At 29.4% G+C, this 12,588-nt stretch carries 11 protein-coding genes; 1 reads left to right on the forward strand and 10 read right to left on the reverse strand.

What is annotated here, in order from left to right; translation table 11 throughout:
• Positions 1 to 118: 118 nt before the first annotated feature.
• Together LGK95_RS15690 and LGK95_RS15695 are read right to left on the reverse strand one after the other, a co-directional pair.
• Positions 119 to 1,204, reverse strand: coding sequence for an ABC transporter ATP-binding protein (locus LGK95_RS15690; protein ID WP_226125718.1), 1,086 nt, complete (start codon positions 1,202 to 1,204; stop codon positions 119 to 121).
• A gap of 386 nt (positions 1,205 to 1,590) precedes the next feature.
• Complete coding sequence (locus tag LGK95_RS15695) at positions 1,591 to 2,808, reverse strand: PucR family transcriptional regulator (protein WP_226125719.1); 1,218 nt, start codon at positions 2,806 to 2,808, stop codon at positions 1,591 to 1,593.
• Positions 2,809 to 3,511: 703 nt separating this feature from the next.
• On the opposite strand from LGK95_RS15695, the gene LGK95_RS15700 reads away from it, so the two are divergent.
• A complete protein-coding gene (locus LGK95_RS15700) occupies positions 3,512 to 4,903 on the forward strand; it encodes an amino acid permease (protein WP_226125720.1) in 1,392 nt (463 codons plus the stop codon).
• A gap of 183 nt (positions 4,904 to 5,086) precedes the next feature.
• On the opposite strand, the gene LGK95_RS15705 is transcribed toward LGK95_RS15700, so the two are convergent.
• The 8 genes from LGK95_RS15705 to LGK95_RS15740 all read right to left on the reverse strand — a co-directional run bounded on the left by LGK95_RS15705 (position 5,087) and on the right by LGK95_RS15740 (position 12,439).
• Positions 5,087 to 5,224: a hypothetical protein gene (locus tag LGK95_RS15705; RefSeq protein ID WP_226125721.1), complete on the reverse strand. Its 138-nt coding sequence runs from the start codon at positions 5,222 to 5,224 to the stop codon at positions 5,087 to 5,089.
• A gap of 43 nt (positions 5,225 to 5,267) precedes the next feature.
• Entirely contained in the window at positions 5,268 to 6,758 is a 1,491-nt protein-coding gene (locus LGK95_RS15710; RefSeq protein ID WP_226125722.1) for a nicotinate phosphoribosyltransferase, read from the reverse strand.
• A 44-nt stretch (positions 6,759 to 6,802) separates the two neighbouring features.
• Positions 6,803 to 7,171, reverse strand: coding sequence for a hypothetical protein (locus LGK95_RS15715; protein WP_226125723.1), 369 nt, complete (start codon positions 7,169 to 7,171; stop codon positions 6,803 to 6,805).
• A gap of 255 nt (positions 7,172 to 7,426) precedes the next feature.
• Positions 7,427 to 8,080 carry an isochorismatase family cysteine hydrolase gene (locus LGK95_RS15720; protein ID WP_226125724.1) on the reverse strand — a complete coding sequence of 218 codons (654 nt, stop codon included), beginning with the start codon at positions 8,078 to 8,080 and terminating at the stop codon, positions 7,427 to 7,429.
• A gap of 31 nt (positions 8,081 to 8,111) precedes the next feature.
• Complete coding sequence (locus LGK95_RS15725) at positions 8,112 to 9,035, reverse strand: NUDIX hydrolase (protein WP_226125725.1); 924 nt, start codon at positions 9,033 to 9,035, stop codon at positions 8,112 to 8,114.
• A 198-nt stretch (positions 9,036 to 9,233) separates the two neighbouring features.
• Positions 9,234 to 9,932 carry a hypothetical protein gene (locus LGK95_RS15730; RefSeq protein WP_226125726.1) on the reverse strand — a complete coding sequence of 233 codons (699 nt, stop codon included), beginning with the start codon at positions 9,930 to 9,932 and terminating at the stop codon, positions 9,234 to 9,236.
• Positions 9,919 to 11,301 carry an AAA family ATPase gene (locus tag LGK95_RS15735; protein ID WP_226125727.1) on the reverse strand — a complete coding sequence of 461 codons (1,383 nt, stop codon included), beginning with the start codon at positions 11,299 to 11,301 and terminating at the stop codon, positions 9,919 to 9,921. Before LGK95_RS15735 ends, LGK95_RS15730 begins: the two co-directional genes overlap by 14 nt.
• Before the next feature lie 298 nt (positions 11,302 to 11,599).
• A complete protein-coding gene (locus LGK95_RS15740; protein WP_226125728.1) occupies positions 11,600 to 12,439 on the reverse strand; it encodes a pirin family protein in 840 nt (279 codons plus the stop codon).
• Positions 12,440 to 12,588: the final 149 nt, after the last annotated feature.

The following is a 12,588-nucleotide window of genomic DNA, read 5'->3' on the forward strand; positions in this document are numbered from 1 at the left end:
CAAACAAAACTGCATTGTATTTCTTCAAAGTATTTTTTCACTTTTCAACGTGCAATTAAAACCCTAATATTTACATTCCTGTTTTTTCATAAGTTAGTTAACACTATCTTAAACTAAATTAATCTTTGATTATTGTGCAATTATTTGAATCCCATCCCAGTATTATTTTATTTCCTATTACTAATGTTTCCTTAATGGACGGTGATGCCTTTATCATAACTTCAGTACTATTGTTAATAATTACTTTTACTTTTAGTGTGTCTCCAACAAATATGATTTCTTTTATAACCGCTTGTGACGAATTTTCCCACTCATTAGGATCTTTAATTATTGCTATATTTTCAGGTCTAAATACCAGTAACATATCGTCGCCTACAGAAAAATCACTATCATGGTCTATTATTACTTTAATTTCATTATTATCAAAAGCTGTTACATAAGCAACTTCCTCCTCTAATTCAATAACTTTACAATTTACCATATTTATTTCTCCAATAAATTCAGCAACAAATCTAGTTTTTGGTCTTTGGTATATTCGCTCTGGTGAGTCAATTTGTTCAACTCTACCTTTATTCATGATACAAACCTTATCTGACATAGTAAGTGCTTCCTCTTGGTCATGGGTAACACTGATAGTTGTTATACCCACCTTTTGTTGAATATGTTTTATTTCAAGTTGCATCTTTTGTCTTAAGTTTTTGTCTAGTGCACCCAATGGTTCATCCAGAAGTAATAATGGAGGATTAAATACAATTGCTCTAGCAAGTGCTACACGTTGTTGCTGTCCACCGCTTAATTGTTTTGGATATCTTTCCTCAACATTTTCTAGATCCACCAGTTTCAAAAGTTCAGTAACCTTTTTCTTTATGTCTACTTTAGAATATTTTCTTATTTTAAGTGGATAAGCTATATTCTCGAAAACAGTCATATGCGGAAACAATGCATAGTTTTGAAATAACATACCAATATTTCTTTCATATGGCTTTTTAGTTTCAATATTATCTTTATTAAGAAGTATCTCACCGGAGTTAATCCTCTCAAACCCTGCAATTAATTTTAATAAAGACGTTTTCCCAGAACCACTAGGACCTAGAATTGTTAAAAATTCTCCTTTATTAATATTTATGCATACATCATCTACTGCTTTAAAATTCTTATAAAGTTTTGTAACATTGCTTAATAGTAAATTTGCTCCCATTGTCATTTTGATCCACCCCCACGTATATAATGACATATATAATATTTTAAAATTCATTATACGAAATTAATTGAATTGTTTTAATAGTTATAATTTATCATAAATTCATACACTTTCATATGTCCACCATACACAAACATCGTAACACTTACTTGTTCATTGAGGATAATTCTATTGATACTACTCATTTATAGTAGTTATAACTATAAATAAAAACTATAATTTTTATATTTTAAATCATTTTACGCAATATAAAACCCACTTATAACTATAATAATTACATATCCTAAATTATTCCCTTAGTGAATGAAATAATTTATAATCTTTCAAATGTCATTAATAATACACATAAAAAAAAAGCATAATAATCATTTTTGATTAATATGCTCTCTTTATATGTTTAGAAACTTTCTAATTTTAATGCATAAAGTGATTTGAAATATTATATTGTCATCTTTTAAATCACATCCTAATATCTCTTCTATTCTATTTATTCTATATTTCATAGTATTTCTATGGATATAAAGAAATTCTGCTGACAAACCAATATTTTTTTGCTTTTCTAAATACATTTCTAGAGTTTCTAACAAATTTGAAGAGTTTTTAGTATCATATCTCTCTAATTTGTGAAGAGTTTCTTCATATAAGTTTCGCATTTCATCATAGTTACTCATATCAAAAAATAATCTGTATACTCCTGTTTTTTTATAATCGCTTACGTAATCTATCTTACTATTACGCTTAGAAATATCCAGTGCTTTTTGAGCTGAAAATACAATCTTACTAAAATATTTAATTTCAGTTGTTCCTCCACCAAGCCCCACACTTACCGTTAATTCTTTTATTCTTTCCTTGATAGTAAGTTTAATTTCTTTTGCAATAACAATGATTTCATCCCTATTGTTGTTTCCTTTGTACATAGGAACTAAATTTATAAAGGAGTCACTTTGAATCATACAAAGAGCTTTTTTATTATGTTTGTACATTATGGAATCAATAAGTTGTTGAATGAAAGTCTTTAATTCCTCAATTTCTTTTTCCTCACGAATATTATTTTTCTTTAAATATACTTTAAAACTATCTATATCAACCACAAGTGAATGATAACACTTTTTAGAGTTATACCCATATATAACAGCCTTGTTTAACGTTTCTGTCGTAATTTTTTCATTTCCAAATATCACTGCCTTCATAAAACTATTCATGGATTCTTCTTTAATTCTTGAATTAAATATTTCCCTACATATACTTTGAATAACATCAATGAGTTTAACCTCAAAGGGCAGTTCAAATATTGGAAAATTCATGGCATTAGCTAAATCTACAACTTCTTTTGGTGTTTCTTTTATATACCGGCCAACGTTAATTACTAGCCCTGAAAGATTTCTCGCTTCTATATCTTTCACTAATTTGATAAGTGCATTTAGATCATTTTGAATTGATACTCCTGTTATAAATAGTAATTCTCCACCTTTAACCCAATCTGCCACATCATCCAATTCTATTACATGAGCCCATGTTATTATCCTTTTAATTCCACCCTTACCTGCTACCAGTTTAATTTTTTCTAAGTGCGATAACTTAACCATTTCTTCACAGGTTAAGAACATTTATTTTCACCTTCAATCTCTCTATATTTTAATTTTATGCACATTATTAAACTTCCTTTCCTTTCTTTATTGCCCTTTTTATATATTTCACTTCTTATATTTTATCTTATTATATTTTTATTATTATACCATATTTTCAGATTTTCATAGTATCTCTCTATATAAAATTATAAACTCAGACGCAGTATTTTTGAAATACTGCGGTATTTCAATAAAAGCAAAATAATTAATTTAAATTTCCCATCTTAAAGCAACCATCCCTTCCTAAATATTAGTCCTAAATATCAAAACATAATATTCTAACTTACAAGTCAACCTTAGTGATGAAGTTATGATGACTTGTCTATAATTTAGTACCTCAAGCAATCTAACTTATATTTTTAATTATCTTGTCAATATTAAGAATCTATCATAAAACTTAGAATATGATAAAGAAATATAGCATGCGACATTCTATCACTGTATTAAGCCTAACTTTCTAAATTTTTACCCTTTCAAATTTTCTAAATATTCTATATAATGATTATTAATACTATTGAATGTTCAAATTATAGTATTATATCTTACTAATTTAATAGATTCGAAATTAAGGAGGACAAGTTAATTAAGAAGATTGTAATATTACTAATAATACATATTACATATTACATAATTGTAATAATTAAAACGCAGCTAAAGTTTAGCTTAAGAAGGGAAAGATATTATGAATATATGGAAAAAGAAGACTCTAGAACAGATGTTACATTCAGCCGAAAAATCTGATTTAAAAAAGAATCTTACAGCGTTTGACCTTGCAGCACTTGGAATAGGTGCGGTTGTAGGAACAGGAATTTTTGTTTCAACAGGTGTTGGTGCCCATTTAGCAGGACCCGCAGTTGTTTTGTCATTTATCGTAGCAGCTATTGTAAGTGGACTTTGCGCCCTTACTTATGCTGAACTTGCAACTATGTTTCCAGTTGCCGGCAGTACTTATTCATATTCCTATGTTGCTTTTGGTGAATTAATAGCCTGGATTATAGGCTGGGACTTAATGCTTGAGTATTTAGTTTCGTCAGCTGCAGTTGCATCTGGTTGGTCAGGAACCTTTATAGGACTGCTAAGTTCTGCTGGAATAATTTTACCTAAAGCAATAACTAGCACACCTGCTGCAGGAGGAATAATGGACTTGCCAGCTATTCTTATAACTGTGCTTGTAACATGGATATTATTTGTAGGCATAAAAGAAAGTGCAAAATTGAACAATAAAATTGTTATAGTAAAAGTTGGCGTAATTATTTTATTTATAGTACTAGGCGTGTTTCATATTAATTTGATTAACTATAAACCATTCGCCCCATTTGGTTGGAGTGGCGTTATGGCTGGTGCATCAATAATATTCTTTGCTTATATCGGTTTTGATGCAGTCTCAACTGCTGCAGAGGAAACTATAAATCCAAAGAGAGATGTACCTCGCGGTCTTGCTATCTGCTTAGCAGTAGTAATTATACTTTATATTGCAGTTGCGCTTGTTATAACAGGCATGGTTCCCTATAAAGAAATAAGTGAAAATAATGCCGTTCCCGGTGCATTGGCACGATTCGGTATTAACTGGGGAGCTGCTTTAGTTGGAACCGGTGCAGTTATTGGCATGATTTCAACACTTATAGTAATGCTTTATGGACAAATAAGGGTATTTATGGTTATGTCAAGAGATGGATTACTACCAAAGATGTTTTCAAACGTACATCCCGTCCACAAAACTCCTACTCTTTGCACTATAATCACAGGTACTATAGCTGGTTTAATGGCAGGATTCTTACCGTTAGATGAAATAATAAAACTATGCAATATAGGTACATTATTTGCATTCGTTCTTGTTTCAATAGGAGTTATAGTACTTAGAAAAACCATGGCAAATGTTGTAAGAAAATTCAAATGCCCATGGGTGCCAGTTCTACCTATATTATCTGCTTTAGCATGTGTGTATCTGATGTCAGCCTTACCACTCGTAACATGGATTAGATTTGTAATTTGGTTATTAATCGGAATAGTAATTTACTTCATGTATGGTAGATATCATAGTATACTTCAAAAAGAAGATCCAAAAAAGAAATAAATAAATTATAATACTAAAAAAAGACTGCCAGAAGGTAGTCTTTTTTTTAGTATTATAATTTAAGCTATAGTTAATTTAAATTACATTATACCGAAATGCCTCTTCTGGGGTTTTACTCCATTCTAATATTTTCTTTCCCCAATACATCCTTAAAACTTAATGTTCATCAAATACTTCTAACTTTTAATATCTTGCAGATAAATGAGTTTTTTGACCTATGAACAAATCATTTACCCCATAAATTACCTGTCCATCATTTAATGAAGCTTTGGCCATAGTTACTTCTTTTATTTCTCTTTTATTGTTAAATACATCAGTCATCAATATTTTTAAATCTTCTACCTGAAAAGCGATTGCAATTAGTTTATTTGTTATTTTTATCTTCTAAATTTCTATATTTCTCAATTAGTTCCTTCTTAACAAACCATAATTCTTTAGATAGATCCACAAAGTATTTATGAGGATTAGAAAATCTCCTAACTTCCTCCCATATGCTGTCTACTTGAGTTTTACAATATGCTCTAATCTCTTCTATAGTTGGTAATGCATATACACATTCCCCTTTAATAAAAATTGGCTCTTGAAGTCTTTTAGCATAAAAATTGGTAACTATTTTCTTTTTCCAAATGAATACTGGATCAAAAATTGTATATGGTTTTGTTTCATCTATAACTTCGCCCGATAATGTAATAACATCGGCAATTGCCTTATGTGAATCTTTATCATATAATCTCCAACACATTTTATATCCAGGATTAATAATTTTTTCTTCACTTTCACTTAGTTTTATTCGTGGAACAACTTCTCCTTCTTCTTCCACAGCCACTAATTTATAAACACCGCCAAATACTGGTTCTGATTTTGCCGTTACTAATCTTTCTCCAACACCAAATATATCTATTTTAGCATCCTGGTTTAATAATTCAGTTATAATGAATTCATCTAAACTGTTAGAAGCTACTATTTTACAATCTGTAAGACCTGCTTCATCAAGCATAATCCTTACTTTCTTAGAAAGATAAGCAAGATCTCCACTATCAAGTCTAATCCCTTTTAACCTTTTTCCAATTGGCTCTAAAACATTTTTTGAAATTTTAATAGCATTTGGTATACCACTTTTTATAACATTGTAAGTATCAACAAGTAATGTACATGTATCTGGGTAGGTTTTTGCATAAGTTTCAAATGCTTTATATTCATCTCCGAAAAATTGTACCCATGAGTGAGCCATTGTACCAGTAGCAGGTATTCCATATAATTTTTCAGCTATAGTTGTAGCCGTTCCACTTACGCCACCAATGTATGAAGCTCTTGCTCCCATTATTGCTCCATCAGCGCCATGAGTTCTTCTTGCTCCAAGCTCTAGTATTGGTCTTCCTTGTGCAGCTCTTACTATTCTGCTTGCCTTAGTAGCTATCAAACTTTGGTGATTAATTGTTAGTAACAACATAGTCTCAACAAGCTGTGCTTCAATAACCTTTGACTTGACTGTTACAAGTGCTTCACTAGGGAATACTACTGTGCCCTCTGGAATTGCGTATATATCTCCTGAGAATTTAAATGTTAGTAGATATTCTAAGAACCTTTCTGATAAAACACCCTTGTTTCTTAAAAAATCAATATCACCCTGTGTAAAATTTAAATTTTTAATAAACTTTACAAGCTGTTCGAGTCCCGCTGCTATTGAGAAACCTGCTCCGTCTGGATTCTTTCTGTAAAACATATCAAAATACACTATTGTATCTGAAAATCCATTCATAAAATAACCGTTTGACATTGTTAATTCATAAAAGTCCATTAACATTGAAAGATTTCTTTCTTCTTTAATATTAAAATTATTATTTACGTTACTCATTTACATCATTCTCCTTTAAATTAATTATTTTCTAGATTTATTATTTAAGCAATCGATTCCTTTAAGTGTTGATTATTTTGACTATCTTCGTTTTTATATTTTAGTATTTTATTTATTATATACTCAGTAACATTTTTAACAGGTCTTCTACTAAATATTTTGCTTTCTAAGCTATAATGTTTTATTACTTCAATTTCAGAGCTAAATGAATTTGTTGTTATTGTAAATGCAATGGTTTTTTTAAATAAATCTCCTGTATCAACTAAGAATATTAAATCCATACTGTATTCTTGATACTCGCCGCCTTCAATATAAACTTTTCTATTATTATCCTTACAAATTCCATGGAGACTACTTATTCGCTCATCATTTATCAATTCATTTAATATTGTTATCATATAATAATTCATCATATACTCTCTCTCCTTCTATTTAGTATTATAATGATACAAAGGGTTATTAAAAAAATAATTTTCATTCTCTTTCACTCTATTAGTTAAAATGTACTTTGTACCTATTTGGTACTATCATTATAACATACACTTTTCCATTGTCAATGTAAATTTTTACTATATTTTATATACTATGACCATGTATTAAATTTAAAAGGACGTTCTCTTACTTTTACAAGAAAACATCCTTTTAAATTACTACTTATAAGTTACTTTTTATATTATAGTATCAACTACCTCTATACCATTCGACTTCATTTCCCATAGGGATATAACTTTCATTAAATCACCATCATGAGTTCCATAATCAAATGTTTCTACTGAGTCTATTGGTACAATAATTCTTCTATCTAGGTTTTTTTCGTTGAAATATGTTTTTAGTGTTTCTGTAAAATGCTTAACACATATATCAGTTGAACATCCTTCTATAATATAATTTTCAATTTGCGCTTCATTATCTTTAAGCCATACCTTGAATTCTGGTGCATGAAACCCATTAGTACTATTCTTGTGTATTATTGTGGTATTACTATGTAGCGTAGCTCCACAATTTAATGATGGAATAAGCTCTGCTTCTTCACTATTTTTTACGCAATGCCTTGCATATGTTTTAAACTCCGTAGAATCTTCATCATGTTGTTCTAAAAAGAATACCTTCTTATATCCATAAGTTCTCTCATTAATAGACACAACATTATCTATGATTTTTTCAACTCTTGGTGAAGACATTACTCCTACATGAACAAATCCATTTACCATGTCCATAACTATTAAAGCTGTCTTTTCTTTTGGAAGATCCGTTAAATTAACTACCTTACCTTTTATTTCATTTTGCATATCAAATATTTTATTTATCAGTAAATTTATCATATATATCTTTTCCCCCTCAAAATATTCTTAATTATTCATCCATAAAACTATGTTCCCAATTTTCATTAAACATATAACATGTTGCAGGTCTTCCAGCAGTTAGTTTTTCTTTGTCAGTTTCTATAACCATTTTCTTGATTTTCCTTCTAAAGTTAGCTCTTGATAAAGATTTTCCCGAATGGAGAATAGCTTCATATAATTTTTGAGCTTCTCTTAACGTAAAGTATTTTGGAAGTAATGAAAAGGCTATTGGAGTATATTCTATTTTATTTTTTAATCTCTCTAATGCACAATATACTTCGTCTATATGGTCAAAAGCAAGTTCATCTGTGCTCCAACCAAGTGGCTCATAAGTTGGTACTTTAATTGAAATAATACCATTTTTAACAAATCTCTCAGTCACAAGATATCCTATCTTAACCTCACCATCATCGGAATTCAAGGTCAAATTGTACATATCAACTCTTTCTATTCCTGAATTATTTGAGGATATGAATTCTTTTTTCACCGTAAACCATTGTGCATAAGTAGCGTCATCTCCCGCTACTGGTCTAATATTAGTTTTATCTGCTAAGGCTAAAAATGCTATTGAAATAACTCTCATTCTTGGATCTCTTTCTACTAGATCACCGAAAGTTTTTAACTGTTCAAAATATACACTATCAATACTAGTTTCTTCTCTTAACTCCCTATAGCATGCAGTGCTTAAGGCTTCGTCAATATTTACAAAACCTCCTGGTATTGCATAACATCCCATGTATGGATGATCTCCCCTTTTTATCAGGAGCATTTTTAGTGCTTTATCAGGATCCTTTCCATCTATTGGTACATCATCTACCGTAAAAAGCAACATATCCACTGTATTAGATGGTCTATCATAATTTCCTGGTACGTAACTATCTAAAAACTCCTTTTCAGTTAATCCATCTTTATCTTTTATATCCATATTTCTCATAATCATTATTCCTTTCTTATTTGTTATTATTATGACTATGTGCAGCTATTTATTCTTATATTGGTCTAATGCTTTTACCTTAGCACCATTACAGTACAAAGTCAACTAGTTTTGCATAAGTGATTTATTTAACCGTACCTTTAAATAAGAGACAACTTAAAATACCGTAAAATTCTAATCCTACGGTATTTTACTAATCTATTCTGTTTTTATTGTATTTAGATATAAATTGAAGTTAGTAAATCTTTTTAGAGAGTTTGTATCTTTTTTTATAAACTCCCAGGTATCCTTATATTGATCATTAAGTGCAAACTCTGTGCTATTCATAAATTCAATAAAACTAACAGGATTAATTACAAACTTATCTTCAAATTTCTCAGAATACTTACGTTTTTCCTCTGGGCAAACACATTGCTTGTTATGTATCACGTGTTCTAAATTGGAAGAAAAAAAATATATTCCATAAGGTAAATTAACATACACAGTATTTGTAGCTGATAGTTTACTAAGTATTTGTGACTTTTGTTTGTTTCGTCTTTTTATATTATCTATATTTCTAGCATATATATTTTGAGTATTATACTCAATATTTTCAACATCTTTTTTTAAAACTAAGTCGTCATTAATATATGCCCCATCTGTATCTACTAAATGAATAACATTTAAAATATCAGTTTTTTTATATATATTACCATCTATAAACTCTTTTATATAATTCGTAATTTTCTTATGTATATTACTTGCATTTACCCCGTTTTGCGCCGTAATATCACCATTAATAATCTTAAATTTTACAATTTTATCTTTTTCAATAATTTTAGAAAGTACCAAAGCCAATGAGTTTTTATCAGTAAACCCTTCAACAATAAATAAAACTATTTTCTTACTCTTCCCCAAAAATGTCACCTGCTTTTCTAAACGCATGTGCAATTTCAAAACTATTCGTTTCCTCATATATGCACTCATTAAGTCCACCCAAATCAACACCACGTAGATATACATTTCTAAGGTTATTATTACTCTTTATATTAGTTATTCTTATAAATCTATTCTGAGAATTGGCTGTACTAAATACTAATGATTCCTTCTCAAGCATTTCTAATGCACGTAAGTTATGCGATGTAAATATAAACTGACCTTTACCTTCTTGCTCAATTATCTTTAATAACTCCCCTAATAAATATTCAAATATACCAGCATCAAGCTCATCAACTATTAAACAAATTGATGGATTATTAAACATAGATATAAGTGTACTTAAAATAGAAATTATCTTTTTTATGCCCTCTGACTCATATTTAAGAGGAATTTTTATATCCTTTTTAATAGAAAGTAGTTGTATCTTAATCATTTCTTTTCCATTCTTAGATAATTCATTTCCTAAGTTATTGATTTCTAATTGTAAGTTAGGAATAATAGTGCTTAACACAACATTTAACTGTCTTATTATCCTAACAGCTATATCATATCTTTTTTTATCTATATTGGATGTACCTAATAAATTAATGGCAATATCTCCACTAGTTACGCCATCGTTATCTTCCATTCTAAAGCTTAAGGGCATAAAATTAAGGCTTATAGTGGCTGAATGTTCATTTGTTATTACAAACAAATTTACTCTAGCAAAACGTTTTATAGCATTAATGATAAAGAAATAATCAAGATTTGTAGAATTGCTTTTAAATATTTCTTCCACGCTATCGTTAAAGATAAAAGATGTCTTTTCCTTAATTGATAGTCTTTTACAGACTTCAAGATTGAATTCATTTTCCTTATTATTTTTTATCAATTCATTATAACGTAATTTAGGTAAAATAGAGGCATGGTCTGTTTCTATAACATATTCAATTATATCTATTTTTCTTTTTTTATTTTCTTCGTTTATTTGAGAATAACTTAATTTTTCATTATATAATTCTGCTCCATCATCTTTTTTCCTTAAAGAGAATTCATAATACACTAGAAATTTTTGTTCTTTTTTTTCAACATAGAAAATAAATTTAAGTGTCGCCTTATCTTCTAGTTCATGTATATAATTTTTAATATCATCTGGTAACTTTTCACCACTTGCAATTATTTTAAACAACCTAAAAGCTTCTATTATAGTTGTTTTACCTGAACCATTTTGTCCATAAATTCCAACTATATCTGACTTCCCAGTATAATATTTTTTCTGTCTATAACCTAGTAAATCAATAGTTCCCTTTTGTATATTCTTAAAACCCTCTAATTCAATACTCTGTATTCTTATAATTGTCTCTCTCATAAAGCTCACTCCCATATATATAAATCATACACTAACCAGTTTGATATATTAATATTTTCTATTATATTGATACAAAATGTTCTTTTTTTCTATTTATTTATATTATATCACAATCAAATTTTATTATTCATAATACTCTAAATTGGCAGTTTTAGGATAATATCTTTTTTATAAAAGGAAATTTGATAAAAATGTAGAATAAAATGATTACATATCAATAGGGAAAAAGGAGCAAGTAATAATTTATAATTATTACTTGCTCCTTAAATTAATAGGTTTTATATTGACTCATAGTTATTTACTTTACAAACGTTCCATCATCAATTTCTTTAAATGCTAGCTTAAGTTCCTCTTGTGTATTCATTACAATTGGGCCACCCCACGCAATTGGTTCATCTAACTTAACTCCTGAAAACAAAAAGAAACGAACTCCTTTGTCTGTTGCTCTGGCTAATAACTCATCACCATCATTGAAAAGCAACGCCCTTTTGCTAGAAATCAAATTCTCATCAGATTCTTCAAAAAAGCCTTCACCATCCACTATATATATAAAACAATTTGTGCCTTTATTGGTTTCTAATTGCCACCTTGCTCCAGCTTTCATATTTACATCCAAAAAAAGCATCTTTACATATTCTCCTTGAACTGCTCCTTCATTACCTCTATAATGTCCAGAAATAATCCGTATACTGCAACCTTCTTCCTCAATTATAGGGACCATGTTTGCTCTGATATCTCTGTATTTTGGAGTTGTCATTTTATCTTTTCTCGGTAGATTAAGCCAAAGCTGAACCCCCAACATTCGATTGCTTGGTAGTGGCATCTCTTGATGAAGTATTCCACTACCTGCTGTCATCCACTGACAGCAACCATCTAATATATTTCCTTTGTTCCCTATATTGTCCATATGCTCTATGTCTCCACTTATCAAGTAAGTAACAGTTTCAATTCCTCTATGAGGATGCCATGGAAACCCTTTGGTATAATCAGCTGGATCATAGGAGTCAAAGGCATCTAGCATCAAAAACGGGTCAAAATCTTTAACATCCGGTGCACTAATTACCCTAACAAGTTTAACTCCAGCTCCATCATATTGAGTGGTTCCAGTTACTACCTTACGTATTTTCCTAATTTGCATAATATCCATCCTCCCTACACAATTTTATGATTGTTATATTAGTAATTTTACTTCTTTAATAGGTTCTCAATGTCAGCTTTTATCTTTAATGTTGCTACTGTCGGTGCATATTTTATACAATTTATATTTTATGTAACTTATATAAACTT

It is taken from the genome of Clostridium algoriphilum (assembly GCF_020443705.1).
In the GTDB taxonomy this organism is placed as follows: domain Bacteria; phylum Bacillota; class Clostridia; order Clostridiales; family Clostridiaceae; genus Clostridium_AD; species Clostridium_AD algoriphilum.

What these genes read in the sequence shown, in the direction of transcription:
- LGK95_RS15725 (WP_226125725.1), bottom strand. Translation starts at nt 9,035, where the DNA reads ATGAGAAATATGGATATAAAAGATAAAGATGGATTAACTGAAAAGGAG.
- LGK95_RS15740 (WP_226125728.1), bottom strand. Translation starts at nt 12,439, where the DNA reads ATGCAAATTAGGAAAATACGTAAGGTAGTAACTGGAACCACTCAATAT.
- LGK95_RS15705 (WP_226125721.1), bottom strand. Translation starts at nt 5,224, where the DNA reads ATGACTGATGTATTTAACAATAAAAGAGAAATAAAAGAAGTAACTATG.
- LGK95_RS15715 (WP_226125723.1), bottom strand. Translation starts at nt 7,171, where the DNA reads ATGATGAATTATTATATGATAACAATATTAAATGAATTGATAAATGAT.
- LGK95_RS15690 (WP_226125718.1), bottom strand. Translation starts at nt 1,204, where the DNA reads ATGACAATGGGAGCAAATTTACTATTAAGCAATGTTACAAAACTTTAT.
- LGK95_RS15735 (WP_226125727.1), bottom strand. Translation starts at nt 11,301, where the DNA reads ATGAGAGAGACAATTATAAGAATACAGAGTATTGAATTAGAGGGTTTT.
- LGK95_RS15695 (WP_226125719.1), bottom strand. Translation starts at nt 2,808, where the DNA reads ATGTTCTTAACCTGTGAAGAAATGGTTAAGTTATCGCACTTAGAAAAA.
- LGK95_RS15710 (WP_226125722.1), bottom strand. Translation starts at nt 6,758, where the DNA reads ATGAGTAACGTAAATAATAATTTTAATATTAAAGAAGAAAGAAATCTT.
- LGK95_RS15700 (WP_226125720.1), top strand. Translation starts at nt 3,512, where the DNA reads ATGAATATATGGAAAAAGAAGACTCTAGAACAGATGTTACATTCAGCC.
- LGK95_RS15720 (WP_226125724.1), bottom strand. Translation starts at nt 8,080, where the DNA reads ATGATAAATTTACTGATAAATAAAATATTTGATATGCAAAATGAAATA.